The 26,819-nt window shown below is 40.0% G+C and carries 24 protein-coding genes and 1 pseudogene; 20 read left to right on the top strand and 5 right to left on the bottom strand.

Features of this window, described 5'->3' with window-relative positions:
• Window positions 1–5: 5 nt before the first annotated feature.
• From FJR45_RS00555 to FJR45_RS00505, 11 genes are all read left to right on the top strand, one after another.
• A complete protein-coding gene (locus FJR45_RS00555; RefSeq protein ID WP_193150886.1) occupies window positions 6–674 on the top strand; it encodes a response regulator transcription factor in 669 nt (222 codons plus the stop codon).
• 74 nt (window positions 675–748) lie between these two features.
• A complete protein-coding gene (locus FJR45_RS00550; protein ID WP_193150885.1) occupies window positions 749–2,374 on the top strand; it encodes a hypothetical protein in 1,626 nt (541 codons plus the stop codon).
• A 251-nt stretch (window positions 2,375–2,625) separates the two neighbouring features.
• Window positions 2,626–3,207, top strand: a complete 582-nt coding sequence (locus FJR45_RS00545) for a hypothetical protein (protein ID WP_193150884.1) — start codon at window positions 2,626–2,628, stop codon at window positions 3,205–3,207.
• Between the two features lie 11 nt (window positions 3,208–3,218).
• A complete protein-coding gene (locus tag FJR45_RS00540; protein ID WP_193150883.1) occupies window positions 3,219–3,713 on the top strand; it encodes a TlpA family protein disulfide reductase in 495 nt (164 codons plus the stop codon).
• Between the two features lie 2 nt (window positions 3,714–3,715).
• Window positions 3,716–3,934: a DUF4266 domain-containing protein gene (locus tag FJR45_RS00535; RefSeq protein WP_193150882.1), complete on the top strand. Its 219-nt coding sequence runs from the start codon at window positions 3,716–3,718 to the stop codon at window positions 3,932–3,934.
• A complete protein-coding gene (locus tag FJR45_RS00530) occupies window positions 3,925–5,043 on the top strand; it encodes a DUF3570 domain-containing protein (RefSeq protein WP_193150881.1) in 1,119 nt (372 codons plus the stop codon). Before FJR45_RS00535 ends, FJR45_RS00530 begins: the two co-directional genes overlap by 10 nt.
• A 1-nt stretch (window position 5,044) precedes the next feature.
• Window positions 5,045–5,965: an FAD:protein FMN transferase gene (locus tag FJR45_RS00525; protein ID WP_193150880.1), complete on the top strand. Its 921-nt coding sequence runs from the start codon at window positions 5,045–5,047 to the stop codon at window positions 5,963–5,965.
• An 8-nt stretch (window positions 5,966–5,973) separates the two neighbouring features.
• Window positions 5,974–6,981, top strand: coding sequence for a hypothetical protein (locus FJR45_RS00520; protein ID WP_193150879.1), 1,008 nt, complete (start codon window positions 5,974–5,976; stop codon window positions 6,979–6,981).
• Entirely contained in the window at window positions 6,981–7,385 is a 405-nt protein-coding gene (locus FJR45_RS00515; RefSeq protein WP_193150878.1) for a hypothetical protein, read from the top strand. Before FJR45_RS00520 ends, FJR45_RS00515 begins: the two co-directional genes overlap by 1 nt.
• Complete coding sequence (locus tag FJR45_RS00510; RefSeq protein ID WP_193150877.1) at window positions 7,385–8,359, top strand: HD-GYP domain-containing protein; 975 nt, start codon at window positions 7,385–7,387, stop codon at window positions 8,357–8,359. The genes FJR45_RS00515 and FJR45_RS00510 overlap by 1 nt, the downstream gene beginning before the upstream one ends.
• Entirely contained in the window at window positions 8,352–10,376 is a 2,025-nt protein-coding gene (locus FJR45_RS00505) for an ATP-binding protein (protein ID WP_193150876.1), read from the top strand. The genes FJR45_RS00510 and FJR45_RS00505 overlap by 8 nt, the downstream gene beginning before the upstream one ends.
• On the opposite strand, the gene FJR45_RS00500 is transcribed toward FJR45_RS00505, so the two are convergent.
• Both FJR45_RS00500 and FJR45_RS00495 read right to left on the bottom strand, forming a co-directional pair.
• Window positions 10,373–13,168, bottom strand: a complete 2,796-nt coding sequence (locus FJR45_RS00500) for an SUV3 domain-containing protein (RefSeq protein ID WP_193150875.1) — start codon at window positions 13,166–13,168, stop codon at window positions 10,373–10,375. The genes FJR45_RS00505 and FJR45_RS00500 overlap by 4 nt on opposite strands.
• A 7-nt stretch (window positions 13,169–13,175) precedes the next feature.
• A complete protein-coding gene (locus FJR45_RS00495; RefSeq protein WP_193150874.1) occupies window positions 13,176–13,340 on the bottom strand; it encodes a hypothetical protein in 165 nt (54 codons plus the stop codon).
• A gap of 75 nt (window positions 13,341–13,415) precedes the next feature.
• Here FJR45_RS00495 and FJR45_RS00490 point away from each other — a divergent pair, with 75 nt between their 5' ends.
• On the top strand, window positions 13,416–13,736 hold the full coding sequence (locus FJR45_RS00490) for a hypothetical protein (protein ID WP_193150873.1): 321 nt from the start codon (window positions 13,416–13,418) through the stop codon (window positions 13,734–13,736).
• The gene (locus FJR45_RS00485) at window positions 13,720–14,049 is read left to right on the top strand and encodes a DUF309 domain-containing protein (protein WP_193150872.1); all 330 of its coding nucleotides are present in this window, start codon (window positions 13,720–13,722) and stop codon (window positions 14,047–14,049) included. The genes FJR45_RS00490 and FJR45_RS00485 overlap by 17 nt, the downstream gene beginning before the upstream one ends.
• Window positions 14,050–14,091: 42 nt before the next feature.
• Here FJR45_RS00485 and FJR45_RS00480 read toward each other — a convergent pair whose 3' ends face one another.
• Window positions 14,092–15,192: an MFS transporter gene (locus FJR45_RS00480; protein WP_193150871.1), complete on the bottom strand. Its 1,101-nt coding sequence runs from the start codon at window positions 15,190–15,192 to the stop codon at window positions 14,092–14,094.
• Between the two features lie 81 nt (window positions 15,193–15,273).
• Between FJR45_RS00480 and FJR45_RS00475 the strand changes: the two genes are divergently transcribed.
• The 4 genes from FJR45_RS00475 to FJR45_RS00460 all read left to right on the top strand — a co-directional run bounded on the left by FJR45_RS00475 (window position 15,274) and on the right by FJR45_RS00460 (window position 19,257).
• Window positions 15,274–15,759: a PAS domain-containing protein gene (locus FJR45_RS00475; RefSeq protein WP_193150870.1), complete on the top strand. Its 486-nt coding sequence runs from the start codon at window positions 15,274–15,276 to the stop codon at window positions 15,757–15,759.
• Window positions 15,728–17,164: a methyl-accepting chemotaxis protein gene (locus tag FJR45_RS12580; protein WP_193150869.1), complete on the top strand. Its 1,437-nt coding sequence runs from the start codon at window positions 15,728–15,730 to the stop codon at window positions 17,162–17,164. The genes FJR45_RS00475 and FJR45_RS12580 overlap by 32 nt, the downstream gene beginning before the upstream one ends.
• A gap of 187 nt (window positions 17,165–17,351) precedes the next feature.
• Window positions 17,352–17,657: a nucleotidyltransferase domain-containing protein gene (locus FJR45_RS00465; protein WP_193150868.1), complete on the top strand. Its 306-nt coding sequence runs from the start codon at window positions 17,352–17,354 to the stop codon at window positions 17,655–17,657.
• 103 nt (window positions 17,658–17,760) lie between these two features.
• Window positions 17,761–19,257, top strand: a complete 1,497-nt coding sequence (locus FJR45_RS00460) for a B12-binding domain-containing radical SAM protein (protein ID WP_193150867.1) — start codon at window positions 17,761–17,763, stop codon at window positions 19,255–19,257.
• 109 nt (window positions 19,258–19,366) lie between these two features.
• Here the strand turns inward: FJR45_RS00460 and FJR45_RS00455 are convergent, their stop codons facing one another.
• Window positions 19,367–20,863 (bottom strand): GGDEF/HDGYP domain-containing response regulator, encoded by a 1,497-nt coding sequence (locus FJR45_RS00455; RefSeq protein WP_193150866.1) that lies wholly within the window; start codon window positions 20,861–20,863, stop codon window positions 19,367–19,369.
• A gap of 51 nt (window positions 20,864–20,914) precedes the next feature.
• On the opposite strand from FJR45_RS00455, the gene FJR45_RS00450 reads away from it, so the two are divergent.
• From FJR45_RS00450 to FJR45_RS12640, 3 genes and pseudogenes are all read left to right on the top strand, one after another.
• Window positions 20,915–25,240 (top strand): PAS domain S-box protein, encoded by a 4,326-nt coding sequence (locus FJR45_RS00450; RefSeq protein ID WP_193150865.1) that lies wholly within the window; start codon window positions 20,915–20,917, stop codon window positions 25,238–25,240.
• Between the two features lie 51 nt (window positions 25,241–25,291).
• Window positions 25,292–26,065, top strand: a pseudogene (locus FJR45_RS12570) (methyl-accepting chemotaxis protein); the annotation flags it as partial.
• Window positions 26,054–26,371 (top strand): CZB domain-containing protein, encoded by a 318-nt coding sequence (locus FJR45_RS12640; protein WP_264299334.1) that lies wholly within the window; start codon window positions 26,054–26,056, stop codon window positions 26,369–26,371. The pseudogene FJR45_RS12570 and the gene FJR45_RS12640, both read left to right, overlap by 12 nt.
• Before the next feature lie 3 nt (window positions 26,372–26,374).
• On the opposite strand, the gene FJR45_RS00440 is transcribed toward FJR45_RS12640, so the two are convergent.
• The gene (locus tag FJR45_RS00440; protein WP_193150863.1) at window positions 26,375–26,818 is read right to left on the bottom strand and encodes a hypothetical protein; all 444 of its coding nucleotides are present in this window, start codon (window positions 26,816–26,818) and stop codon (window positions 26,375–26,377) included.
• Window position 26,819 lies beyond the last annotated feature (1 nt).

Below are 26,819 nucleotides of genomic sequence, written 5' to 3'. Positions count from 1 at the left end.
CGGTCATGAATATTTTAATAGTAGAAGATTATGTGATTGTTGCAAAACAACTTGCAAAATTTCTCAAAGCAGAAGGGTATCACTGTGATGTTGCTTTTGGCTACAAAGAAGCCCAGCAGTTGATTGACGAAAACCATTATGCACTGATTCTTCTCGACTGGAATCTTGGTGACGGTGACGGCTTGATACTTTTAAAAGAAATACGTGACATGGGCATTCAGACACCTGTTTTTATGCTCTCGGCAAACTCTGAAGTGGATGACAGAGTTGCAGTTTTAGATAGTGGCGCTGATGATTATTTATGCAAACCATACTCAACAGTGGAGCTTTTGGCAAGAGTGCGTGCTTTGTTGCGTCGTGAAAACAGTATCAAAAAAACTGAAATTACTATTGGCAATGTCACTTTGCTCGAAAGCAACAGAGAGGTATTTGTCGGAAAAGAAAAAATAGAATTAACGACCGCGGAATTTGATCTTTTGGAGTTGATGATGAAAAATCCAAATCAGGTTTTAACACGCTATCAATTAAGTGAGCATATCAACAAAAGCAATTATTCTGTCAAACACAGCAATCTTGTTGATGTACATGTAAAAAATATTCGAAAAAAGCTTCAAAACAAAGAGTTTATAAAAAGTATCCGTGGGGTAGGATACAAAATAGGAAAATCTTCATAAAATCTTTCAATCTTCATTTTTTTTTCATAAAACTGTTTTAAAGTAGCACTATCAAAACTTTAAAGGAGTTTATTATGAAAAACATTTCTATTCTTAGCATTGCGGCAGCAATGGCAATATTAAGCGGCTGTGGAAGTTCAACAAACACAACGGCAACGGACACAACTCAACCAGTTGCAGGAGCAACTACAATTACAGTTGAGAGAGGACCGATTATCGGAGCAGATGTAGTAGATGCCTCAGGGCAAGTTGCAACTGAGCTGGCAAACGGAAAGTACAGTTTTGCTTCACAACCGACCTACCCTATAGTTGCGAGTAAGGGTGTGATTGATCTTGACAGAGACGGGAAAGTAAGCCTTGGTGATGTCGTCAATGATATGAATTTAACCACAGTCAAAGGGAATGTGATAACACTCCTGACAACACTTGAAACAAATCCGCAGACACAAACAGCATTGGATGCAATGTTAAATGATTTAAACCTGACACAGGCTGATGTATTTGAAAAAACTCCGAGCGAGTCTTTGAAAGTGGAAGCTATTTCAAATGCACTTTACAGGTACGCAAAAACTGCAGATATTAATGATCTCAACGAGTTAAACACAACAGCTGTAATAAGAGATGTCGATGTTCTGGCAGAATATGACAAATATATGCAAGATGATGCACATGATACAGAGCAGGAAGAAAAAGACCTGGTTGACTCATTGGCAACAACAAGCACCACTGTACAAAAAATTGAAAACGAAGCAGAACTTTCAGATATAGAAACAGAACTTGAAAATGAGATTGGTGAAGATGAAATAGCACAGCTCACAACACATCTTATAAATCTCAAACATGATTATGAACTTGAACATGGGGATGTAGACTATGAAGATGAGGGAGAAGACGCGCAGCATTATCAAGGTCAAAGCTGTGCGCAATGTCACAGTACTACAGGTGCTGTTGCCCTCAATGAGGATAATGAGGATAATGAAAACAATGAAGCCGGAGAAAATGCTTTTAGTTCCGGTGCCACTGTCTATACGCTGCTTCATGGGGAAAATGCAAATGCATCCCAGGCCGCCAGTGGCTACAGCTTACGCCTGGTACTCCAAAGCGGTATTATTGAATCATACCGTTTGGCCCGCGGAACAGGAAATGTATATGCGAATGTCAATGCAGGATTAGGAAATTATACTGTTGAAGTTTTAGACAGAGCCGGAAATGTAGTAAATCGCTCAGCCACAAACTCACACAATGACTCCCGACTCGATTGTAACAGTTGTCACTCTCTCAACGGAGCAAATGGCGCACCTGGCAGAATCGTATCGTTTATGTATCAGGCTCCTGTTACAGCAGATACAAATAATACAGCTGTGCCGCTTCCTGTGGATACAAATACAACTGTGATTGTAGATACAAACACAACAACATCGCCATTACCAACAATCTCTTTTGCCAATGATGTGCTGCCAATATTAAATAACAACTGTGCTTCCTGCCATGGAAACAGTGGTAATTTCTCCATAACAAACAGCACAACGCCATATGCAGGGGTTACCCCTTTTGTTGATACCGCAAATCCTACAAACTCCTCTCTTTTACAAAAAGGAAGCGGAAGCACAGGACACGGAGGAGGCATCATTATCAACATCGATTCTGTAGAATATACTACAGTTCGTGACTGGATTGCTGCCGGTGCACTTGATAATTAGGAAAAAGAATGAAATATCGAGACCATTTAAATTCTGTATCAAGTAAATTTTAGTAGCACTTTTTGAGTGCTACAACTTCCATCTACAGTGATTATACTACTTTGGGAACTTCTTTTCATACTAACATCAATCTACTTTGGCACCATTTAATCATTTAATTAATTCCTTTAAAAAAATTTACCATAGAGGACAAAATCTTCATCAATTTTTCATAATTGATGCATAAAATAACAAAAAACAAAGGAGGCTTGATGAAATACTGGATTATGGCAGTAATAATCCCTGTAACACTGTTCTTAAACGGATGCGGTGAAGATGACGGGGGAGAAGAAAATACAACCACTGCAAGCGGTTGGCATTTTCAGGGACGCGATTGTTTGGCATGTCACAATGTTGATCTTGGGATAGACAAACATCTTGTTTTTGGAGGGACACTTTTTAAAAGTTACAATACCACCGATATAGATGACCTCAACCAGGTATGTGATGCAGATCTGGCTGTAGAATTTCTGGATAATAACTTCAATACTGTGTATTCGACAGCCAGCTATTATGATGAAAATTCAAATGGAAATAATGGAAGAGGTAATATTTTTCTACTTGACAGACTTTTTAATGCTACGCTCAACGGTTCTTACACAGTAAGAATAATTGAAAGGGTATCCGGACGTACAATGGCACAGTCACGACAGGCATCACATAATTTTAGTGGCGGAGAATACTCTATTGATAATCCACAAAATTTTTCAAATCGTTTATCGTGTAATACCTGTCACAACGGAAAAACAACCGATTTTTTGAATGCATCAATCAATGCTGATTTATGTAAATAAGGAGAGAAATAATGAAAAAAGTAATATTAACAGTAATGATATGCCTCACTCTTTTTGCCGCACCGAGAGAAGGAGACAAGCAGGTAGCCTATACACTGCCACTGCTTTATAAGCCTGCAAAAGTACTAAGCAACAGTGAGATGAGAGGCAAGGTGGTACTGCTCAATCTTTGGGCAAGCTGGTGCAGTGGATGCCAAGAGGAGATGCCTCTTTTTGTTGCTTTGCAAAAACGGCACAACAAAAAAGATTTTATAGTTGTTGCTGCAAGCATAGACAGTGTAGATGACAATGCAAAAGAGTTTTTAAACAGAGTTGATCCAGACAAAAACCTCATTGCCCTGTATGATGTAAAAAAGAGTTTGCCAAAGGCATATAGATGTCCCGGACTGCCATCTTCATTCCTGATTGACAAGGAAGGAAAAATTGCGGCAGTTTACATAGGCAGCCTTGATAAAGCAATGATAAAGGATTTAGAGAAAAAGATAGCTGAGCTGGAAAGGAAATAGGGATGAAGATACTTTTTTTAGTGCTTTTAATGCTATTTATAACAGGCTGCAGTGAAAAACTTGTCCGGGTTATGCCGTACGAGAAAGAGTTTTTTGCGCAAGACAAGATGAGCCTTTCTCCGGTTGCCGAACGTGCCGAACAGGAGGGACATATCTTTCTTATCCGTGAAGCGAGCGCCGGAGGAGAGAGTAGTTTTCAGGGGGGTTGCGGATGTCGTTAAAATATTTTATATGGATGATGATTTCTCTTGTTGCACTTGAGATAAGTTCTTTGGCATCGAGCCTGAAAGACAGTATGAGTTTTGGAATAAACAGCTACAGTGACAATGCAGATGTACAGGTTTATTCACCGACATTTTCTTTGTTTAAAAAAGTATCGCATCAGTGGATGCTTGGATTTAAGATGAGAATTGACACAATTACGGCAGCAAGTATCAGTAACGGTGCCAATTCACAAAGAGTAGATGCCGTTACAGGCGCATCACGTGCGGAAGGAGTACTTTTTGATGATGTACGCTATGCCCCGACTCTCATGGCTACATATGATGACGGAAAAAATATGCTAAGCTTTGGAGCGTATTACTCAAAAGAGGCAGATTATACCGGCAGAGCAGTCTTTGTAAACTATGTACGTCAACTCAACGAGCAAAATACTGCACTTGGAATCGGTATTTCACAATCGTCTGATTACTGGTACCCTGTATTTGACAGAGAATTGCCAAGAGATGATAGAAAAGAGGGTAAAATTGACCTCTCTCTCAATCAGTTGATAACACCGGGATTTTCGCTTCAGGGCGTTTTCTCTTACATGTACAGTGAAGGTTTTTTATCTTCTCCGTATCATTATGTACTGCAAGATGGTTTTGCAAAGTTTGAAAACTATCCCCAAACACGAACAGGAAAAGCATTTGCATTCAAGGGAGTATATCTCCTTAACCCAGACAATGCAATGAACTTTTCCTATCGGTATTATACAGATGACTGGGATATAAAATCACATACAGTCAATATAGAAGAGTTGCACGATTTCAGTTCACATTTTACATCTGGCCTTAGATTGCGCTATTATACGCAGACAAAGTCCAATTTTGTCAAAGCTCTTGGCAGCTACAGTGTCAATGACCCTTACTTTGCCATAGATTACCGTATGAGTGCCTTTGACTCCTATACAATTGGACTGCCGTTCATTTATAAAACAAGTAAAGGTGACAAGGTGACAGCAAGCATTGACTATTATCAAACCAGTAAAAACGATTATATTAAAAACTGGTATGGCGTGGACAGCATAAAGGCTGTTTTTACCACACTCACCTATGAGTTTGAGTATTAAAATGGGTTTTTTCATAAGAGGATTAAAAGCCAAAGTGATGAGCACAGAGCTTATCATGGAGGCCAATGTTTCTCGCAAAATTCTCTTTGAAGCGCTTGAGAGTGTCAAGCGTTTTGAAGAGAGATTTTCTGCCTATAATGAGGATTCCCTTGTTTCTCTAATCAATAAAAATGCAGGGATTGAAGCGGTTACATGTAACCAAGAGGAGTGTGAACTTTTTTCAGAAGCACTCAAAATCGCACAACGCTCAAAAGGAAAATTCGATCCCACAATCGGTGCTTTGACACAGGGGCTTTACGGTTTTGGGAAAACAGATAAGAAGATACCTGCCAAACAAGAACTTCAAAAAACAAAACATCTTGTCGATTACCGCCAGTTACATGTAAAAGACAACACAGTATTTCTTGCAAAAAAAAGAATGCGTCTGGATCTTGGGGGGATAGGCAAAGGGTATATTGCTCAAAAAGTATTTTTATTTCTACAAAGCAAAGGAGCGACAAAAATCCTTGTCAATGCTGGGGGTGAGATACTTACACTGGGAAAAAACTACCGGGTCGCCATTACCAATCCTTTTGACATACACAAATATCTTGGTGTCATCGAAACAAAAAACACGCCTTTTAGTATCTCTACAAGTGGAGATTATGAACGTTATATCGGCTCGAAAAAAAATCATCATATATTAGACAGTCAGTCTGCTACACAAAACCATTACTACAGCAGTCTAACAGTTTTAAAAAACGGTATAACGGCAACACTTTTGGATGCGGTTGCGACTATAGCCTTTAATACCCCTGCCCATGAATTGAAAGACTTGTCAAAAGAGTATGATGTTGCTATAATTGCCGTAACTGATGAAGGAGAGCTTTTATTTGAAAATTTTAAAAATTTAGATATAAAAGCATGTGAAATTTTTCCATAAGGATCCTCTTGAAAATATTTCTTTTATTTATATGTTTCTTTACTGTTCTGCTTGCACAAGACTCCCAAACCAAGGAGAATGAATACACTCTGGGAGAGGGTGTGCAAGTCGGTACACTCCCTTTGTACATTGGCGGTTACTTCTCTGCTGATTATACAAAAAAAAGCAATACCAATCGTTACAGAGTAGATGACATCGCTCTGCTTGCCTACGGAAACTATAACAAATTTTCTTATCTCGCAGAGATGGAATATAAAGAGTTTTATACCTATACAGACTTTAATGCAACACATACCATTGAGAGAAATACACGACTGCACACGGAACGGCTTTATATAGACTACACTTTTAATGAAAACTTTATGCTTCGCGGAGGAAAATACAATTCACCGATAGGTTTTTGGAATCTACTGCCTATAAACGTCCTTCGAGATACAACTTCCAACCCTGTAAGCACATCCATCCTCTTTCCAAAATTCTCTACAGGACTCTATGGCAGTTATAGCAGATATGGCGATGACGAACTGCAGATAGATGTTATATTACAGCACAATGACGATCTCGATGCAAACTACAACAACTACAAAACTGATGAACATTACGGAGCAGGTGTGTCATATACGCACAATGATCTTAATGTAAAACTCAACATCGGCATGTTTGATAATGTCGTCTCAGATACATCCTCCACACATTTGTATTATGCGGTTGCATCGCTGCAGTACGATGCAGAGCACTATAAGATAACAAGTGAATTTGGCACACAGAGGAATAACAAGGGCTTCACAACAAAATATGCGGGATACTTGCAAGGAGGGTATCGCTTTAATGAGAAGCATCTGGGAATTGTCCGCTTAGAATCATACAGTCAAACCGATACAAATCGCCAAGACAACATAGCTATTGTCGGGTATACATACAGACCGCTTTATCCGGTGGCATTCAAGGCGGAGTATCAGTTTCATTCACTACATGATGAAAATCAGTTTATATTTTCATGGTCGGTACTGTTTTGATGAAAAAATATCTGTTCCTCATCATTTTTATCATTTCAGTTGTAGAGGCAAAAGAGTATGCCGTAGTGGTACAAAAAGGATTTGCAAATATCTCTGTTGGAAAAATAAAAGCGATCTATCTTAAAAAACTCAAGTATCATGGTGACACAAAACTGGTACCCATTAATCTTGGTTCACAAAACTCTGTGCGGAGAAGTTTTGAAAAAAAAGTATTAAAAATCAAGCACTCACGCCTAAAGTCCTACTGGATTAAACAGCACTATCTTGGACAGAGACCGCCAATAACGCTTAAGTCCGAAGCCGCAGTAAATGCTTTTGTGAAAAAAGTTTTTGGAGCAATCGGGTATCTTGAAGCAGCAAAAGCTGATAAAGATTTAAAAATTATTTACAAATGGAGTGACTGATGGCAAAAGTATTGTTATGCGATGATGAATTGATGAACAGAAAAGTCGCTTCCAAAATTCTTAAGAAAGAGGGTTTTGAAGTTATAGAAGCACAAAACGGGCAGGAAGCACTCGACATTATGCAGACAGAGGCAGTCGACTTAGTGCTTTTAGATTTGATGATGCCTGTCATGGATGGCTATACAGCACTTAAAATCATTAAAGAAGATGAAAATATTTCCCATATTCCTGTGATTATTATCTCCGCACTCTCAGACAGAGAGGCAATAACCAAGGGTTTAAAAATTGGTGCAAATGAGTATATTACAAAACCATTCGACATTACAGAATTTCTTTTGCGTGTGAAGAATGCTGTCAGAATGGGAGAACTGCAAAACAAGAAAAATGAAAAAGAGATTATTCATATTTTGGCAAAAACGGCAGAGTATCGAGACAATGAAACCTCTATGCACACGATACGTGTTGGAGAAATATCTGCCTATTTGGCAAAAAAAATCGGCTGGAATCAAGAAGAGATTGAACTGATGCGTCTTGCTGCACCGATGCACGATATGGGAAAAGTCGGCATCCCCGACAATATACTGCTAAAACCGGGAAAATTAAATGATGATGAGTTTGAAATAATGAAAACACATGCACAGATAGGATATGAAATCCTCTCCCAAAAGAGTACACCCCTTTTGGTATTGGCAGCTGAAATTGCTCTGACTCATCATGAAAAATACAACGGAACAGGGTATCCAAAAAAGTTACAGGGAGATGCAATCCCCTTGAGTGGAGCGATTGTAGCTGTTGTGGATGTATTTGATGCACTTTTGAGCAAGAGACCCTACAAAGAGCCTTTTAGCATAGAAAAGACACTTGAAATCATCAAAGAAGGAAGTGGTGTGCATTTTCATCCTGAAATCGTGCACCTGTTTTTAGAAAATATTGAAGATATTTTACACATAAGAGAATCTTTGCTGGATGATTAGTTTTTTTAAAAAATCCTTACGAAACAAACTGCTTGTCAGTTTTTTGTTTGTCGGTCTGCTTCCGTTTGCAATCTTGCTTGTCTATACCATATTTTTAAGCCAGACAAAGATTGTCAACCAAACGATTAAAGAGCAGTTTTACAGGGCGAATGATGTAAAAGGCTTAATTAAACACCATATTACCAATCTCAAAAAAGAGATTGAATTTATTGCCTCTTTGGATTTAATGGACGATATTATTACAGATGATATTGATAAACGTATCTCTATTCTTTTAAGCAAGAAAGCAACAGATTTCAGTCTTGATTTGTCACTCTTTGTAGTAAACAATGATGGGCTTGTTATTGCAAGTTCACATAATGAACTCCTCTTGACTTCTTTTGAAAAATATAAAAAACTCTCTCAAAACACTTTTATTGAGGGAGAATATCTTTACATCAGTTCTCAGATTCTCTCCTCATTTGACAGAACAAAAAAACTCGGCTATCTGGTCTTGAAATATAACCTGCAAAATCTCACAAGATATCTTTCTCATCAGGAAAATATACATTCCTACATTATCAACAGCAAAACCGGTATTATTGTAGGTGATACGCAGGCTTTGAAAGTAGATTTAAAAAAAGAAAAAGAGAGTGTTATTACAGATAAATATGTCATTGTGTATGAACGGTTTGATGGTGTCTTGAAAAACAGTTATCTTGTTTATGGAGTAGACAAATCCGAAGCATTAAAATTTTTATATGAATTTGTCCGCTTTATGTTGCTCATTTCTCTCTTTATTACAGTTTTTGTCGTTGTTATCGCCTTGCGATACTCTAAAAGCATTGTATCACCAATTGAAAATCTGACAAAAGCAACACAAAAAATCACTCAGGAGCAAGACTATAGAGCATCTTTACCTATTGAATCCGAAGATGAAATAGCAACGCTTACTGCTTCATTTAATGAGATGGTACAAACAACAGCAAATGCACTGAAAAACCTCGAAGAAGAGAACAAACTGCGCCTCAAGCGTTTTATACAGCTTATTGAGGTCTTTAATAAAATTATTCAAACGCAGAGTGAAGATGAGTGTATTGCGGTTTCAATAAAGCTGATTCAACAAATCACCAAGAGAGATGACCTTGTTTTCTCAAAAGTGCATACAGACAACTCTATAGATTTATATGTAACAGATTTTGAACAGAACAAAAAAATCTATTTTGGCTCTATCACTTTGGCTCTTGAAAGTTTTTCGGATGAGAATGAAAAACGTTTTTACAACTCCATCGCAACAATGATAGCCTTGCAACTCGACAGAATACGCCTTATCCGCAGAACAATGGCTGCATCACAGGCTAAATCTGCTTTTATCTCAAATATGTCTCATGAACTCCGAACACCGCTGAATGCGATTATAGGTTTTTCCCAGTTTTTAATTGCCTATGAAGATTTGACACAGGACCAACAGGAAACAGTAGGAAATATAGAGTCATCAGCACATTATCTCCTCGGAATGATAAACGATATTTTAGATATTGCCAAGATTGAAGCCGGAAAAATGGAAGCACATATTGAGAATGTTGACCTCAAAAGTGTTGTAAAAAGCAGTTATGAGATGCTCAAACCGCTTGCAGATGAGAAAAATTTGGAATTTAGTCTTGATATGCAAGAGTATACTCTTCAAACGGTGCATACTGACCCGAAAATGTTTCAGCAGATTATCACCAATCTACTCTCCAATGCTATTAAATTTACACAAGAGGGTTTTGTCAGGATAAAACTTTACAATACCAAAGAAAAGGTATGCGTACATGTACAAGACAGCGGCATAGGGATAGACAAAGAGGATTTGGAACAACTCTTCAGTGATTTTACACAGGTTGAAAATGTGATGCAAAAAACACACAAAGGGACAGGACTCGGGCTCTCTTTAAGCAAAAAGATGGCACAGATTCTGGGCGGTGATGTGACCCTTCGCAGTGAAGGCAAAGGGAAAGGGAGTCAGGCAGAATTTTGTTTTCATCCAGAGCCTTAGCGCGGCAAACGCCGGTGCCCTCTTTTGTGCACGTAGTTCTTTTTAAAGCACTTCTGGCAGATACTGTACTTGGAATTTACCGGTAAAACCGTGCCACAGAGCTTGCAGCTTTGATTCAGCTGTGTCTGTCTGAGTGTCTCTTCTATATATTTGTTCAAAACACCTCTGTAGGCTCTTGCCTTGTTTTCATCTACAAAGTAGTCATTAAAACGGTAACTCAGCCACAGATACAGCGAAATCTCTTTGACCATATCTTCAGCGCGCAGCAGCTCTTCGGAGGTTTGCGCATACGAACCTGTCAGTTTTGGCGCATGATAATAAACCGGCTCTTTTTTCTCCAAAGCATTGATATAGCGCTCATAGGTACTGATGATATAGGCTGATTTGAGCGTCAGGGGTGCACAGGCAAGATGATACTTGGTGGCAATGTCCAAATCATAACTGTCAACAATGCGTGAAGCCTCCAGCATATCATCGAGTGAAGCCGCATAAAAAGGACCGTCAAAGACCATATTTTTGATAAAAAAGCGCAAAATTTCTTCCAAAGAGTTTTCTTCCAAAATTGTACTGACAAGTTTTATATGCTCCAGATTTGCCATTACTTTAAAGGGCACTTTTATCTCTTTTGCCGGTTTGTTGAAGTTTTTCCTGACTACATGTAAAGCATCCCCGTGCAAAGCCCCGACATAGCCGTTTTCATGCAGACCGTAACGCCCTGCCCGTCCTGCAATCTGCTGTACCTCCGAGGGAAAAAGGTTGCGCTGGATAATCCCGTCAAATTTTTCGGCTTTTGAAAAAAGCACCGTTTTTATGGGCAGATTCATCCCCATCGCTATGGCATCGGTGGCAACAAGAATCTGTGTTTCGCCTTCGCGAAAACGCCGTGCCTCTTCCCGTCTGACTTCAGGAGAGAGGTTACCATAGACGACACTCACCTCAAAATCTTTGGAAAAATTCTGCTTCAGCCGCAATACATCTTTACGGCTAAAAGCGATTATCGCCGTGCCCGCCTCCACCTCTTTTGGATGTGTCGGTTTTTCCAGAAGCTCCAGAGGATTTTTGCGTTCAAACTCCCGTATTTCGAGCTCTTCACCCAGATACTCCGCCAAAGCAACAATCGCCTCTTTGACATTTGGCGAACCTGTCATAATGACCTCTTTTGCAGGTGCACCGATAATGGCATTTGCCCATGCCCAGCCACGGTCACGGTCATCTATCATCTGCACCTCATCTATGACACAGACATCCACATCCACCTCGTAGTTCATCATCTCTATCGTTGAACTGATGTGTGTTGCCTCATCATCAAGAATCTGTTCCTCACCGGTAATGAGTGAGCTTTCAATCCCCTCTGCTTTGAGTGTTTCATAGCCTTCAAGTGCCAGAAGCCGCAAAGGTGCCAGATAGTAGCCTGTGTCTGCCTCTTTGAGATGCTGCATCGCTTCATAGGTTTTTCCGCTGTTTGTAGGACCGATGTGTAAAATCAGTTTTCTCTGCATACTCCGCGCAATGGGAAAGAGGTTTTTAAAATCACGAATAGTCCGTGCAAGCAGTGCCTCTCGCTGTTTCTTAATCAGCTCGTCATGTATAGAGTGCAAAAAACGCCGTGTTATTTTTCTGTGCATTTTTGGCGTTATATTCAAGCTTTGCCCAAGCAGTTCAAAAAGATACCCATAGACTCTCGCATGCAGCTCTTCTTGGCTGAAATGCAAAAGCTGGGCATACTCTTCGCACTCTTTTACCAAAGCATCGAGTGTAAGTAAAAATTCATCTTCGTGCTCTTTTTTGACCTCTGCCAAAATAGCATCAAAATTAAATCGTTTCGCGTTCCATATCTCTTCCAAAAGTCCTTCAAGCTCTACATGTAACTCCAGTTTATAAGAGATTTTCTGCTCACTGTAGGGGAGAGAAAGCTGTTCATTGACATGAATCAGAACCTCTTCTTCATGAAGTTCTACTCCCTCGGCATCTATTTTAGACTTAACAATCTTTTTTAAAAGTTTTTGAGAAATAAGCGGATAGCTTACTTTTGATTTTGGAGGCGAGGCACGCAGCGCATCCAGAATCTCTTTGGTACTCAGATAGGCATGCGGATATTTCAAAGAGGCTAAAAAGCTATCAATACTCTCCTGTTTTTGCTGCACCGTTGCAACTTTGTCCTGCCCTATCTTTTGCACAATCGCATCAAAATCCGTTGTTTCAAGGTACTCATACGAATAGGGCTTTGTTTTGAGTGTCAAAATCTTGTGAAAATGCTGTTCGTAGAGTTCGTACTTCAGTGAGGCATTAAACTCAAAACAGTCATCCAGATCAAAAAGCCCCTCAAGTTCACGCTCAAGTTTCTCTTTTTTCATCTCAAAACGGATATGACGCAAAGAGGATTCCATTTTTTCTATGGTTATTTTTTTACTTCTTACATGTAAGTAGGCCTCACGCAGGCGTACTGCTTCTTCCTGGCTGACATCCAGTTCTTCGAGCAGCGCATTAATCTTATCTTCTCTGTCAAAGACGAGCTCTTTTTTTGGCCGATCTGATTTGTACACCCGTCCGTCACTCTCAAAAAAGTTTAAAATATCCTGACGCATACTGCTTTCGGCTTCACTCCAAATCATACGAAGTGTTTTGACCATCAGGGTTTTATTATGCTCTATATCATATATGCCCAGTGTTGCAAAAAGCTCACTGAGGGTTTTACTCTCTACCCGTTCTATCCCCACATCAAAGGGGTCATCATCAAAATATTTTCTAATTCTCTGGTTAATTTTACTGTTTTTCTTATTTTTTCTTGCCATAGAAAGATTATAACACAAGTTTAGAACGCAAAAGAGCAAGCGAGACAAAAATGACACCCGTCGGCACTAAAGTACCGATTCCGGTGTCTTTGCAGATGAGCCTGTGCAGCTTTTTCGGAATCGGTACTTTAGTGCCGACTGTTACAACTTCCCTGCCACTCTCAGCCCGCACTGAAGTACGGGTTCCGAAAAAAGCCTAATCTTACTGCTTCAACAAACTATAAAAGAGCTGTTATATAATAAGCCTATGAATTACCCAGACGAATGGACGCAAAAAGAGTTTTTGCAAAATAAAAAGAAGTTGGAAAAAGAGGGTGTGGATGTTGTCCTTGTAGACACGATTTTGTCACCCATAGAAAAAGCAGACACACTAACCTACAACCCTTATGAGCTCAAACAGTACCCGGAGGGAAGTGTCTTTGTTTTTTACTGCGATTCCGGCAAGGCGACACTTGACCGGCTCAAAGAGTACAAAAAAAAATTTCCCAATCACCACTGTATTTCCCTCAAAGGCGGTCGTGGATACTGGAGAAAAAATATGATGTTACTGGATGAAAACGATGCATAAGCATATCGACGAATTTATAAAATGCCTCGAAGAAGAACGTTATTACGATGCGCATGAAGCACTTGAAGCAGCCTGGTTTCCCCGTCGTTTTGAAAAAGACAAAGAGGTAAAACTGCTCAAAGGCTTCATCAATGCCTCTGTCAGTTTTGAACTTATCAAACGAGGGCGCAAAGAGCAGAGCAAAAAAGTCTGGGCAAATTATCTCAAATACAGACCTTTTCTTTTTGAGATAGACTCCCCCTGTCAGAACCGTTACTATCAGCTTTCAAGACTTGTTGAAACTATAAAAAAGGACAATCGGCACCGCTTTTAGGAACCCATCCTTTAGGGTGGGCTGAGAGTGCTGGGACAGCTGCTACGCTTTGTGCTGCCTCACAACCATAAAAAGCAAAAATGCTCCAAATGCCATCAGACTTGAAGTCAAGAAGAGGTACTTCGGATAGTATTCATACACATATCCCGCAATAAGCGCACCGCTGAGTCCTCCAAAACCGTAGGTAATGCCGGAAAAAAACTGCTGAGAGAGACTTTTGTGTCTGTATCGCTGAAACAGATAGCTGATGGCTGCCGTATGAAACAGGGCAAAACTCAGAGCATGCAGAGCCTGGGAGAAAAACAGTATCGCCAAATGCTCAGGGAATGCAAAAACCAAGAACCATCGCAGCACCGTTGCCAGTGCTGTCAAACGCAGCAGATTCAGTAAATTTCCCTGCAGCAGGCCCCCTTGAAAGAAAAACATCCCTACTTCAATCAACACACCAAAACTCCACAAATAGATTGTCATATCCAAACCAATGCCGTGGTCTGTCTCATAAATCGTAAAAAAGTTATAAAAAGAGCCAAAACTCATCTGCACCAAAACAAGTCCGCCCCAGAGTTGCCAGTCTTTGAAGATATCTATATCATTAGAGATATTTTTCTCTTTTACATAGCTGGTATCGGGTGCGTGGCACAGCACTCTATACGCGACAAAGGCAGTCAAAAGGCTCAAAACAAATAAAAAGTCCAAAGCAATATAGGCAGAACTTAAAAACCGAACCAGCACAAGAGCAACGGCAATAAACCCAACAGAACCAAACAACCTTACTTTTCCGTAACGCTCCTTGCCGATAGTATGTAAAGAGATAACCTCTACAAAAGGCAGCATCAGACTCATACCCAGCCCCATAAAAATATTTGAGAGCAAAAGTGCATAAAAATGCTCCAGCGAGAGATAAAAAGAGAGGGTACTTGCAATGACTGTAAATAATGAAAATTTAAATACTGTGGCATTAAGGGTCAGTCCACGCAAAAACAAAAAAGGCAGTATAAAACGCACCAAAGGCGATGCCGCAAAAATAATGCCTATCTCACTTGCATCATAGCCCACCCCGCTGAGGACTTTTGGCAAAAATATAATGTATATGCCGACAATAGAAAAATAAAAATAGTAAAAAAGAGACAAGAGTGCGAACATAAACTTCCTTATCACAAATTATAGCAATAATCCAATAAAGATATGCTACAATATTTTCAACAAATGAAGGAGAGGGCTAAAATGGAACGAACATTAGGCGAAAATGATTTTATTGTCTCTAAAACAGACACCAAAGGTCGACTGACCTATGTCAATAAGATTTTTATTGACCTGGCAGAATATACAGAGGAGGAACTCCTCGGCAAACCACACAATATTGTCCGACACCCGGATATGCCAAAGACAATTTTTAAACTTTTATGGGACAGAGTTCAGGCAAAAGAGGAAATTTTTGCCTATGTCATCAACAGCACAAAGAACAACAACTCTTACTGGGTCTATGCCAATGTCACACCCTCTTTGGATGAGCGCGGCAATACTGTAGGCTACTACTCTGTCAGAAGAAAACCAAACCCTGAAGCGCTCGAAACTATCAAACCACTCTATGCACAGATGCTTCAGGCAGAAAGAAGCGGCGGTATGGATGCCGGCATGAAAATTTTAACAAATTTACTAGATCAGGAAGGAGTCAGCTATGATGAGTATATCATCTCTCTTCAAAAATAACCAGGCATTATTGCTTTTTGTAACGCTTTTGGGCGTTGGTGTTTACAGCCTGTCGAGTGCAAGTTACATTGTAGGCGGGCTTGTTTTACTTATAGCGATTGTGGCACTCTTTATTCCGGGAGGAACAACTTCAAAAACTTCTACCGTTATGGACAAACTCGAAGAGATTTTAGCACAGGCTGCTCAGGGAAAACTCGAAGGACGCATCACACACATTCCAAATGACAACTCCCATGATGCCAAAATCGCCTGGGCACTCAACGATATGCTTGACCAGGTGGAAGCATTCATGCGTGATATCGCAACAACCATAGAGTGTGCTTCTTCTGGAAAAACATACAGACACACCTACCCGCAAGGACTGCAGGGGCTTTTCCATACTACCGCTGCACAGGTCAACACAGCCATCGAGGCGATTGCAAGCGGTTATAGAAGAAAACTCCAGGCAGAACTCTCTTCTGAGTTTTCAACGCTTGGCGGAGGTATCGGACAGGGTCTTTCTATCATCCAGACGGATTTGACAATCTCTTCAGATGAGGCAGAAGAGATTGTCAGTGTTTCCGAACAAACAGCAGAAAAAGCTTCGGGAAGTCTCAACAGTGTACTTGAAATAGGCCAAAGACTGGGCTCTCTTGTAGAGCTTATCTCTTCATCACATGAGGGAATTGTCAATCTTGAAGGACGCTCACGGGATATTTCCGAAGTTGTCGGGCTCATCAAGGACATCGCTGACCAGACCAATCTCTTAGCGCTCAATGCCGCCATAGAAGCAGCCCGTGCGGGTGAGCACGGACGCGGTTTTGCCGTCGTTGCCGATGAGGTAAGAAAACTTGCCGAACGTACACAAAAAGCAACCACAGAAATAGAGATTAACATATCAACCCTTCAGCAAGAAGCCAATGATATGCGAACAAACTCTGATGAGATTACAAATATCGCCCAGGAATCAAACGAGGTGATTCATGAATTTGAAAATACCTTTACAGAGCTCAATGAGCTTGCCAATGCAGCGCACACGACAGCTATCGGCATTCAAAACCGTCTCTTTACAACACTCGTCAAGGTTGACCATATTTTATTTAAATCAAATGCCTACTCAACGGTACTCAATGAAGATGCAAGCAAAGAATTCCCTGACCACAAACACTGCAGAATGGGACAGTGGTACCTAGGCATAGGACAAGAGCGCTTTGGAAATACAACTGCCTTTAAGAAAATGGATGCACCACATGCGACTGTGCATGATTCAGTGGCTAAAAACATGGTTTTTGTCAAAGAGCACAGTGTTCTCAAAGCAGACCATCCTAAAATCATAGTAGAAAATTTCAAAAAAATGGAAGATGCTTCAATGGAGCTTTTCAAAGACTTGGATCGCATGATAAAAGAGTACGATGAAACAAGGTAAAAAAACGCTATTTACCTAACATTTACTTATAATTAATATAATTCTATATCTCAATTATGTTTTTCCCCTTTCATAAGAGAGATATTTACTCCTATAAATTTTTAAAACAGCCGAGTTTTCCCCCTTTTTTACTCTCGGCTGTTTTTCCTTTTAAGCCTTTGCAAAAAAAAATATGTTACTATATCTTATGTACTTGACAAAAAATAAAAAAACAACCTTCATAAATGCAATTACAACAAAACTCTCTCAATTTTCAGAGATAGACAGTGTTGTACTCTTTGGTTCGTTTCTCTCTTCCCAAAATCCAAATGATATTGATATTGCTGTCATACAAGACTCAAATGAAAATTTTTTAACCCTCTCTTTAAAATACAGAAAAGTATTACGTGAAATTTCAAAAATTATTCCTATAGATATTATTCCCATTAAAGAGGATGCAAAAGGTCTCTTTTTAGATGAGATTTATAAAGGAAAAATTGTTTATGAAAAGTGAGACAGAGAAATGGTTTGTTTTTGCAAATGAAAAGATTACCCAACAGTGCATCCAGATAGCACAACAGGTTCAAATTGACATCAAAAAGTATCTCTCTTAACAGATGAAAATAATACTCACCACTTTAAATTCACGATTTACACACAGTGCGGTAGGGCTGCGGTATCTGTATGCAAATATGCAGGAACTGCAGAGTGATACTTCCATCCTTGAGTTCAGCATCAATGATGCCATCCAGACTATTGCAGAAAAACTGCTTCTACCCCAGCCTGACATCATAGGCATAGGCGTCTATATCTGGAATGCAAAAGAGGTACACGAACTGATTCATATCCTCAAAAAAGTTTTCCCGACAACACGCATAATTCTCGGCGGGCCAGAAGTAAGCTACCTCCCTTTTCGTGTCAATTTCGATGCTGCGGACTATATCATTCAGGGAGAGGGAGATCTGGCTTTTTACCGGTTGTGTAAAAATATTCAAAACAAAGTGCCGACTGAGAAAATCATCAAAATGACCTTGCCCGATCTTAAAGCTATACAGCTCCCTTACATGTACTATACAGACGAGGACATCAAAAACCGTTATATTTATGTGGAAATCTCCCGGGGCTGTCCCTTTGAATGTGAATTTTGTCTCTCCTCTATGGATGAAAAAGTACGCGCTTTTAACCTTGATGCAGTTCTGGAAGAATTTCAAAAACTTTGGGAAAGAGGGGCAAGAAATTTCAAATTTGTCGACAGAACTTTTAATCTCAATATGAAAGCAGCCAACAAAATACTTGATTTCTTTTTAGAGAAAGAACCGCCTTATTTTGCCCATTTTGAAGTTATTCCTGACCACTTTCCAGCATCTCTGCGAGAAAAAATCAAACGTTTTCCCCATGGAGCTTTGCAGCTTGAAATAGGCATTCAGACCCTCAACCCAGAGATTGCCAACAACATCTCAAGACAGTTAAAACTTGACAAAATAAAAGACAATATAAACTTTTTGGAAAATGAAACGACAGCGCATATCCATCTTGACTTGATTGTTGGGCTTCCTGGTGAAAGTCTAGAAAGTTTCGGGCGCAATCTTGATGAATTAATGCGCATGAGCAGCTGTGAAATTCAAATAGGCATCCTGAAAAAACTCTCCGGCACACACATCAGCCGTCATGACAAAGAAGAGGGTATGGTCTACAGTGACATTCCGCCCTATGATATTTTAAAAAACAACAAACTCAGCTTCAGAGATATACAGATTATGAAACGCTTTGCACGCTTTTGGGATTTGTACTACAACAGTGGCAACTTCAAAACAACACTCCCGCTCTTATGGCAAAATGAAAGTGTTTATGAAAACTTTTATGCTTTTGGTCTCTGGATTTACGAACAGACAGACTCTACATGGAAAATCTCTCTGCAAAGACAGGGGGAACTGCTTTTTTCTTATTTACATGTAAAGAAGAAGATAGCTGAAGAGGAGATTGCAAAGTATATGCTTCAGGATATGATGAAGCTAAAAGGCAGAGCAATCCCCACATACCTCAAGCCCTATGCAAAAGAGTTTCACTCAGAGGCGAAAATGGGAACTTCCGGATTTAACAAAAGGCAGATTTAGGCTTTTACAGCCTGACAGTCGGCACTAAAGTACCGATTCCGAGAAAGCATTAATTTTCTTCACTTAATGGCTTTGGTACTTAGTACCGGTTCCGCAAAAAGACTATCCATCAAAGTTTTTCCAAATCATCTACGCTTATACTCTTTTGGGTGTCAAGAGTGAGATTCAGTATGTCTGATTTTATAATAGTGTTGCTTAGAATGGCATTGATTTTCTGCTCTATCTCTTTCATATTGCACTCTCCGTTATCAAGTATGGCAAAATCATCGCCAAAAATTCTAAAAACCATAGAGAGGTCAAAACATCCTTTCAAAGATTTGGCAATTTTCACCAAAACAGTGTCTCCCTCTTTCCATCCGGATTCTTTGTTGAAACGTGAAAAATGTTTCAACCGCAACAGATGCAGCTGTGCGTATTTTCTGTCATAAGAGTTTTGCAGCAACATTACATCAAGGTAACTCTGGTTGTACAGATCTGTCAGACTGTCCTTGTAAAAATAGGCAAATCGCTCCTTTTCTATGTCGGTATGCGGCAACTGGTTTATATTTTTATCCACAACCACATCTTTTAGCACCTCTAGTGTTGCTTTGACGGCATCCGCATCATACTGCACGCCACTCAGACGTTCTATCTCCTCGAGTGCTTCTTTGGGAGTTTTTCTGCCTTTGTATATTCTGTTGGTTGTCATGGCATCAAAACAGTCAGCAATCATCATCACTTTTGCCAGTCTGTCAATTTCACTGGCTTTTATGCCTCTTGGATATCCGCTGCCGTCACATCGCTCATGATGGTCACGGACTATGTCCGCAAGCTCTGCATACATAGGAATATTTGCCAAAAGTCTGTAGCCCACCTGAGGATGTTCCTGAATCAGTTTGTATTCCAAGTCATTGAGTTTTTTTGGTTTCAAAAGGACAACATCCGGTGTGACAATCTTGCCGATATCATGCAAAATTCCCGCCTGATAGACTTTTTCGCACTCTTTTTGGGAGAGTCCCATCTTTTGGGCTATCATTTTGGAGTATTTGGCAACTCTTTGGGAATGACCAGCCGTATAAGTATCTCTCTCTTCTATCAATTTGACCATTGCCAGCAGTGTTTTTTCATAGTTGTCATGCTGAAACTGTATCATTGCGCTTAACTCGGCTGTTTTTTGCTCCACCATGCGCTGCAGGGATTTTTTGTAGGCTTCATTCTCCTGCATGACTTCGAGTTTTTCACTGACCTTGTAGAGTTCATAATTTAGCTGCTCATAATCAAAAGGTTTGATTATATACCCGTCAACCCCTATTTTAATGGCCTGTGACATGTAGTCAGAGCCGCTGTGTGCGGTTGTTATCAAGAGTGCCTGCTGCGGATTTATCTCCCGTATCTTTTGCAACATCTCTATGCCGTCCATCCTGGGCATGGATAAATCTGTAATCACGATGTCAAACTGCCCGTTTTTATAACGCTCCAAACCCTCAACCCCGTCTTTGGCAGTCGTCACATCTGCAAAAAAGTTCTTCAGATACTCCGTGAGTGCAGTTTGCACAGCCATATCATCTTCCACATATAAAACTTTAAATTTTCTTGCCAATGATTGTAGTGCTTTTAAATTTATCATACGCTAATCTTATCAAAATTATGCTAATATTAAGAAATAACGGAGGGAGATATGAAAAATTCTGTATTTATCGGGATAGGTGCGAGTGCCGGAGGGTTGCAGGCTTTAAAAGAGCTGTTTCCTCTGCTGCCCACAGACCAGGAGTATGTCTATATAGTTGCCCAGCATCTTGACCCGCATAAAAAGAGTGCCTTGTCCGAAATATTGACCGCATATACGGTTATGCCCGTCTCTCTCATCACAAAAGATCAGCAGTTTTTGCCAAACAATGTCTATGTTGTTCCCCCGGGATACAACCTCATCTATACACGCCACCGACTGCTGCTTGAAAAAGCACCCGATACACCCCATATTCCGACGCCTTCTATCGATACACTTTTCAAATCGCTCAGCAGTTACAAAAAAGAAAACTGCCTTGGTATCGTCATCAGCGGGACAGGACATGACGGAACTGCGGGTGTCAGAACCATCAAAGAACACGGCGGTATCACCGTCGCCCAGTCTCCAAAAGAGGCCCAGTACCCGGAGATGCCGCAACATGCGATTGCAAGCGGTTTCATTGACTATATATTTGAGGTAAAAGAGATAGCCCAAAATCTTGTAAACATCGTGCATACCGCACCCGGACCTTTCATGAAGATTGTAAAGCTTCTCAAAGAAAAAGAGTCCCTTGACATAGAAAAGTATAAAAAAGAGACTGTTATGCGACGGCTGAGCAAACGGATGCTTTTAAATAAATGTGCAACGCTTGAAGAGTATATTGACTATATCAATGCCAATCCGGATGAGCTGCATCTACTGTATCAAAACATCCTCATCGGGGTTACAGAGTTTTTCAGAGACGAAAAATCATTTGAGGCACTCCGACAGCATCTTGAAGAGTACCTCTCTGACAAGCCCGACAGCTATGACCTGAGAGTCTGGTCTGTTGCCTGTTCTACAGGAGAGGAGGCCTACTCTCTGGCTGTTACCATTGACCAAATCAAACAAAAGCTCAAAAAAAATTTCGATGTCCATATTTTTGCCACAGACATTGACGAAAAAGCACTTGAGGTTGCAAAAAAAGGAATCTACTCCAAAAAAGCACTCCAAAAGACTCCAAAGAAAATACGCAAAGAGTATTTTATCCCCTTAGACGGAGCCTACAAGGTCAAAGAGGCTATTCGTTCTCAGATTATTTTTACAAAACACAATGTTTTATGCGACCCGCCTTTTATCAACCAGGATATCATCAGCTGCAGAAATTTTCTTATCTATATTTTGCCTGAGGTCCAGGAAGATCTTTTTGTACTCTTTCATTATGCGCTCAAAGAAAAAGGTCTCTTGTTTTTAGGCTCCTCAGAATCAACACTTACGAGCGTTGCCTATTTTAAAACGCTCGACCAGGAGCATAAGATTTACATCAAAGAGCAGCTTGAGAATCCTCCAAAAATCTCTTCGCACTACTTTTCAACACATACACATGCCAAACAGAACCTCTCGGAAGTCAAAACATTCACCCTCAAAGATATCAACATACAAGAAGAGATAACAAATAGCGTATTTGAACTTTTTTCTTCGGAGTGCATTATCGTCGATACAAATTTCACCATTGTCTACAAACAGGGGAATAACCCTTTTTTAGAACTTAATGACGGTTTTGTGACTTTGAATATTGTCGAAAACCTGAAAAAAGAGCTGCAGTACAGCGTCAAAAAGATTCTTGATCAGACTGCAAAAAGCGCAAAAGTGCAGAGCACAAAATTTATCGAAGTCAAACTCGGCGAAAAAAGACAGACTTTTGTCAAAGTCATTGCCACTCCTTTTGCAAACAAACAGGATGCTGTTTTTATTTTACTCTACTTTCAGGAACTCAATGCCAACAATTTGGAGTTCAACACCAGAGAAATAGTCTTGCCAAACGAATCATATGTGATAGAAAACCTTTCAAACCGGGTGCAGGAACTCCAGGAGGACAATCACGCTCTTTTGGATGAGCTGATGCTTTCCAAAGAGAATATGCAACTGCTCAACGAAGAGCTTCAGAGCGCCAACGAAGAGTTGCAAAGTGCCAATGAAGAGCTCGAAACTTCCAACGAAGAGCTGCAAAGCTCCAATGAAGAGTTGCAGGTATCCATTGCAAATGAGCAGAAGATGCAAAGACAGCTCTCTTTGATTTTGAATTCCACGCATGACGGTATCATCGGGCTTGACCTGCAGGGGTGCCACACTTTTGTCAATGAAGCCGCCCTTACAATGCTGGGCTATACAGAGGACGAACTACTTGGGAAAAATGCCCACAGAATCTGGCACCATACAAAACCCGACGGCAGCCACTACCCCCTTGAGGAGTGCATGCTGCATATGCATCTTATCAAAGGGATTTCTGTCCGCAAAGAGGAACTTTTTTTCAAAAAAGACGGCACGCCTTTTGATGTTGAAGTACTGCAGAATCCGATTATAGAAGAGGGAAAAGTCAACGGGGCTGTGCTCTCTTTTCATGATATCACACAAAAGAAAAAATTGCTTCAAGAGGCTGAGTATGAGCACAAGATGAACGATTTGTATCTCAACTCAACAGAAACGATAGTGCTGATTTTGGATCTTCACGGAAGTGTGCAGATGATAAACAACAGTGGTTCCAAACTGCTCAGGCTGCCAAAAAAGAAGATACTCGGCAAAAATTTCATTCAGCATTTTGTGCCAAAATCAAAACAGCCGAAGATGCAAAATATTTTTGACGCAATTGTCTCTCAAAAAGCAGAATCTGTCAAGGAGTATACAAATCAAATAGTGGACGCAGAGGGTAACAAACACACTGTATCATGGCGAAACACCTGCATCAAAGACAAAAACAGCACCATTGTAAATATCATCAGCTCCGGTATAGACATAACCAATCAGGAAACACTCACAAAAAAGCTTTACGAGCAGGAACATCTTTACAGGCTGACTTTTGAAGAGGCAGACATAGGCATAGCCCATGTTTCACTTGATGGAAGATTGATAGATACCAATGAATACCTCACAAAACTCCTGGGATACACAAAGCAGGAGTTCAAAAATATGCATGTCGCCGACATCACTTTTGCCCAGGACAGAGATACAGACAGATACATGCTTGAACAACTCCAAAACAATGAAAAGAAATCATACCATGTCGAGAAGCGTTATGTCCATAAAAACGGCACTGTCATTTGGGTAAGTCTGGCAGTTGTGCTTTTAGTCGACGAACAAAAAAAACCGCTTTATCTGCTCAAAATAATTCGGGACATATCACAACTCAAGCTTTTAATGTACCAACTCGAAGTCGAAAAAAACAGATTTGAAAAAATGATAAAGTTTACACCCATTCCTTTGATGCTTTACAATACAAACGGAGAGATTTTAATGCTCAATAAGATTCTTCAAGAAAATACAGGTTATTCTCTCCATGAGATTCCGACAATCGAAAAAATGCTGAAAAAACTGTTTGTTCATGAAGATGAAAAGAGCATGAAAAGCATTAGACAATACTACAAAAACCCTCTAAAAGAGCCCAGACAGCAACAGACTATTACCACAAAATCAAAAGAGAAGCGAGTCGGGATTTTGCATGCCGTCAAACTTGACGATCAGTACAACGGCAATGAAACCCTGTATCTCATAGCCATTGTGGATATCACCGATATACAGAAAAAAGACGAACTGATGATTTCACAGTCCCGTCAGGCGGCAATGGGAGATATGCTCTCCATGATAGCCCACCAGTGGAGACAGCCTTTGAGTGTGATTTCCATGGTTTCAAACAATATTCAGGCACAGTTGGAACTGCAGGGAAGTGTTGATGCAAAATCTCTGCAGGAACTCATTCATACACTCAACGGACAGACGCAATACCTCTCGCACACCATAGATGATTTTAGAAACTTTTTCCAGCCTGACAAAAAGAAAGAGCTTGTCACCGCAGATACTGTTTTGAAAAAGCTCACACATCTTGTTGAAAAATCTTTAGAGAACAATGCCATCACACTCGCTTTTGCGAAAAACAGCGATATTGAATTCTGTACCTATCAGAACCAACTGTTGCAGGTCCTCATAAATATCCTCAACAATGCCAAGGATGCCATCAAAGAAAACACCAAAGAAGGCGGACATATCAGCATAGATGTCACAAAACAAGAAGAAGAGATAGCCTTTAAAATCTGTGACAACGGCGGAGGCATAAAACCGGAAATACTCAAAAAACTCGGAGAGCCCTATGTCACATCAAAATCCAAAAACGGCACAGGTCTTGGCATATACATGTCCAAAATCATTGTAGAAAAACATCTTGGAGGCGAACTTTCCTGGCAGAATACTGACAAGGGAAGCTGTTTTATGATTACACTGCCACTTGATAGAGTGTGTGAGTCTTAATTTAACCCGGATTATGCTAAAATAACAGGAAATAAGTAAAAGGAATCAAATATGTTTGGATGCAGTGCAAAACTTGAAAAACTTGAAAATGAGTATAAAGCGAAAATAGCAGCAATGGAGGCTGAAAACAACAGGCTTTATGATGAAATTCAACAACTGAAAAATCAGCAAAATACCCAAGAGAGCACTTCTGAGATGAAAAATGATGCTTTTGTCAAACTCATCATTGAAAGCTACAGCAGCGGCACACACTTTTTGCAGGGAACCATCGAAGACAATCTCATTCAACTTGAAGAGATTAATGAGCTCAATGATCAAACAAATGAGCGGATGCACAATATTGAAGAACAGACTGCTGAAATCATATCTACAACAGAAACAATTCAGGAACATGCCAATACCTTGGGGGAAGACTCAAATGCACTCAATGACAGTGTTATGTCTATCTCAGAAATCATCAATCTCATTAAAGATATTTCGGACCAGACCAACCTGCTCGCACTCAACGCAGCCATAGAAGCAGCCCGTGCAGGTGAACACGGACGTGGTTTTGCCGTTGTTGCCGATGAGGTAAGAAAACTTGCAGAACGTACACAAAAAGCAACCCAGGAAGTAGAAATTAACATCAACGGACTCAAACAAAACTCCAACTCTATTATAGAAATCGGCAATACTTTTATGAATGAAACATCCAAAGTAATGGAAATAGTCGATGTTTTTAATGAAAATATCCAGAAAGTCGTAGAAAATTCCAATGAAATTAAGAACAAAACACAAAATCTTACAGCTGAGTTTAATGTCAGTAACGGAAAAATTGACCATATTGCACTCAAAATCAAGGGATACGAAGCAATCCTTGATAAAACAAGCACTGATATTCCCGATGAAAACAGTTGCCGTTTTGGCAGGTGGTTTTCAGAAGTTGCCCATACCCTGCTCAAAGGTAACAGTCACCTTTCAAGCATCACACAACATCACAAAAAAGTGCATCAGGGACTTAAACAAGCGATACAGGAGAATATGCAGGGGAATTTTGATGCAGCACTGCAGACATTCAAAGAGGTCGAACATGCAAGTGAAGTCGGCTTTGAAGAACTTCTCTCTGCGGTCAAAGAATCAACAGGCAGATAAAGTTTAAAAGCCTCTTGTATCCAAACCTTTTGTCAAAGAGTCATCCAGTTCAAGGGCATACTCAGGGTTACGCCTGTGTAGCTCTTTGTCAAGCTTGAGGATGATATCTTTGGTAACATTCGGATGATGACAGATTCTTAAAATCAACTCTGAATATTTTTCAAATTCAGGATGGGCCCGTAATCCCAACTTTTTAGGAATTTTTCCATAATATTTCAACAGCAGATCAACAGCTTCTCTGAGTTCTGAAGTTGTTGCTTTTTTATCTTTTATCACTTCAAGCAGCGTATTAAAGTCAGGCTTTGCTTCTCTTACATGTAAATGTTTTTTCAAGACTCCTTTCTTTTTGGTTTTTTTTGCATGAAAAAAATAGAGATACAAAAGGATTAAAAGACCAAGTGCCCCGCTCAAAGCTGCCAGAGATTTTATAAGTAAAGCGATATCCATT

Origin of the sequence: Sulfurimonas sediminis (assembly GCF_014905115.1) — a bacterium.
Lineage (GTDB): Bacteria > Campylobacterota > Campylobacteria > Campylobacterales > Sulfurimonadaceae > Sulfurimonas > Sulfurimonas sediminis.
This window is presented reverse-complemented; position numbering and strand designations above follow the sequence as displayed.

What these genes read in the sequence shown, in the direction of transcription:
- FJR45_RS00555 (WP_193150886.1), top strand. Translation starts at nt 6, where the DNA reads ATGAATATTTTAATAGTAGAAGATTATGTGATTGTTGCAAAACAACTT.
- FJR45_RS00550 (WP_193150885.1), top strand. Translation starts at nt 749, where the DNA reads ATGAAAAACATTTCTATTCTTAGCATTGCGGCAGCAATGGCAATATTA.
- FJR45_RS00545 (WP_193150884.1), top strand. Translation starts at nt 2,626, where the DNA reads ATGAAATACTGGATTATGGCAGTAATAATCCCTGTAACACTGTTCTTA.
- FJR45_RS00540 (WP_193150883.1), top strand. Translation starts at nt 3,219, where the DNA reads ATGAAAAAAGTAATATTAACAGTAATGATATGCCTCACTCTTTTTGCC.
- FJR45_RS00535 (WP_193150882.1), top strand. Translation starts at nt 3,716, where the DNA reads ATGAAGATACTTTTTTTAGTGCTTTTAATGCTATTTATAACAGGCTGC.
- FJR45_RS00530 (WP_193150881.1), top strand. Translation starts at nt 3,925, where the DNA reads ATGTCGTTAAAATATTTTATATGGATGATGATTTCTCTTGTTGCACTT.
- FJR45_RS00525 (WP_193150880.1), top strand. Translation starts at nt 5,045, where the DNA reads ATGGGTTTTTTCATAAGAGGATTAAAAGCCAAAGTGATGAGCACAGAG.
- FJR45_RS00515 (WP_193150878.1), top strand. Translation starts at nt 6,981, where the DNA reads ATGAAAAAATATCTGTTCCTCATCATTTTTATCATTTCAGTTGTAGAG.
- FJR45_RS00510 (WP_193150877.1), top strand. Translation starts at nt 7,385, where the DNA reads ATGGCAAAAGTATTGTTATGCGATGATGAATTGATGAACAGAAAAGTC.
- FJR45_RS00505 (WP_193150876.1), top strand. Translation starts at nt 8,352, where the DNA reads ATGATTAGTTTTTTTAAAAAATCCTTACGAAACAAACTGCTTGTCAGT.
- FJR45_RS00500 (WP_193150875.1), bottom strand. Translation starts at nt 13,168, where the DNA reads ATGGCAAGAAAAAATAAGAAAAACAGTAAAATTAACCAGAGAATTAGA.
- FJR45_RS00490 (WP_193150873.1), top strand. Translation starts at nt 13,416, where the DNA reads ATGAATTACCCAGACGAATGGACGCAAAAAGAGTTTTTGCAAAATAAA.
- FJR45_RS00485 (WP_193150872.1), top strand. Translation starts at nt 13,720, where the DNA reads ATGAAAACGATGCATAAGCATATCGACGAATTTATAAAATGCCTCGAA.
- FJR45_RS00480 (WP_193150871.1), bottom strand. Translation starts at nt 15,192, where the DNA reads ATGTTCGCACTCTTGTCTCTTTTTTACTATTTTTATTTTTCTATTGTC.
- FJR45_RS00475 (WP_193150870.1), top strand. Translation starts at nt 15,274, where the DNA reads ATGGAACGAACATTAGGCGAAAATGATTTTATTGTCTCTAAAACAGAC.
- FJR45_RS12580 (WP_193150869.1), top strand. Translation starts at nt 15,728, where the DNA reads ATGATGAGTATATCATCTCTCTTCAAAAATAACCAGGCATTATTGCTT.
- FJR45_RS00465 (WP_193150868.1), top strand. Translation starts at nt 17,352, where the DNA reads ATGTACTTGACAAAAAATAAAAAAACAACCTTCATAAATGCAATTACA.
- FJR45_RS00460 (WP_193150867.1), top strand. Translation starts at nt 17,761, where the DNA reads ATGAAAATAATACTCACCACTTTAAATTCACGATTTACACACAGTGCG.
- FJR45_RS00455 (WP_193150866.1), bottom strand. Translation starts at nt 20,863, where the DNA reads ATGATAAATTTAAAAGCACTACAATCATTGGCAAGAAAATTTAAAGTT.
- FJR45_RS00450 (WP_193150865.1), top strand. Translation starts at nt 20,915, where the DNA reads ATGAAAAATTCTGTATTTATCGGGATAGGTGCGAGTGCCGGAGGGTTG.
- FJR45_RS00440 (WP_193150863.1), bottom strand. Translation starts at nt 26,818, where the DNA reads ATGGATATCGCTTTACTTATAAAATCTCTGGCAGCTTTGAGCGGGGCA.